Origin of the sequence: Acetobacter okinawensis JCM 25146, assembly GCF_000613865.1 — a bacterium.
Classification (GTDB): Bacteria; Pseudomonadota; Alphaproteobacteria; order Acetobacterales; family Acetobacteraceae; genus Acetobacter; species Acetobacter okinawensis.
Map to the genome: position 1 here is coordinate 1 of NZ_BAJU01000117.1, position 951 is coordinate 951.

The following is a 951-nucleotide window of genomic DNA, read 5'->3' on the forward strand; positions in this document are numbered from 1 at the left end:
GCGTCAGCCGGGCCACAAGGCCGGATTCGCCAGCGCTCACACCGGCAAGGTTCCAGACCTCGTTGGCGGTAATGGGGGGCTCCCCCCTGCCGTTGAGCAGGGGCACCATGGTCTTGACCATGGGCAGGGGGAGGACATCCTTTTTGTAGGTTGTCTCATACATGCGGTAGGAGGAGAACTTGTCCCCGTACCCCAGTTCGCGTGCGAACTCACGAATCGTATAACCAGCGCGCTCGCGCAGGGCTTTTAGCCTGTCCGTGATCTGATTCTTGTTCATGGCTGCATTGTGGTCAAAAGAGTCGTACATGTCAGTGCGTAAAAACCGCTTGCAGTTTGTGTTTTTAGTACGCACATTGTGTGCATGAACAACGCACATACCAGCCTGCCGGATGCGGTGCAAGAGCCGCAAAGGCCTTTTCCGGCCCCAATGACCCCGCCGCAGAGCGACCTGCGGGGCCTGCCCTTTATGCCGCTCGACACCTGCCGCCTGCTGGACAGTGACCTGTTCGCCCTGAGCACGGGGGACGGGTTTAAATGCGCCGTGGCCCTGTGGTGCAAGGCATGGCAGCAGATGCCCGCGGGCAGCCTGCCGCATAATGAGCGGGTTCTGGCACATCTGTCGGGTGCAGGTGGGCGGTGGCCTGCCTTGCGCGCCATGGCGCTGCACGGCTGGGTCGTCTGCTCGGACGGGCGGTTGTACCACCCCGTTATCGCCCAGAAGGCCAATCAGGCATGGAAGGCCCGTCTGGCCCAGCGTGCCCGTGCGGCCCGCCGCTGGGGGCGTGCGCTGGAGGAGGACGGCACATGCCACGGCACAACCAGCGCAAATGCCCGCGTATATGCAAGGGAGAGTGAAAGGGAGAGCGAGAGTCCCTCACTCCGTTCGGGGCAGGATGAGAATGGGGCGTGTGCACAGGCAATGCCCGTGCGGGGCAAGGCCCGGTCAGCGGG

Annotated in this window: 2 protein-coding genes; one reads left to right on the forward strand and one right to left on the reverse strand. The window is 63.2% G+C overall.

Annotated elements, in window-relative coordinates:
- Positions 1-277: helix-turn-helix domain-containing protein (locus JCM25146_RS20325; RefSeq protein WP_035373048.1), on the reverse strand; the 277-nt coding region annotated here is incomplete at its 3' end.
- An 84-nt stretch (positions 278-361) separates the two neighbouring features.
- Between JCM25146_RS20325 and JCM25146_RS21015 the strand changes: the two genes are divergently transcribed.
- Positions 362-951: DUF1376 domain-containing protein (locus JCM25146_RS21015; protein ID WP_148299138.1), on the forward strand; the 590-nt coding region annotated here is incomplete at its 3' end.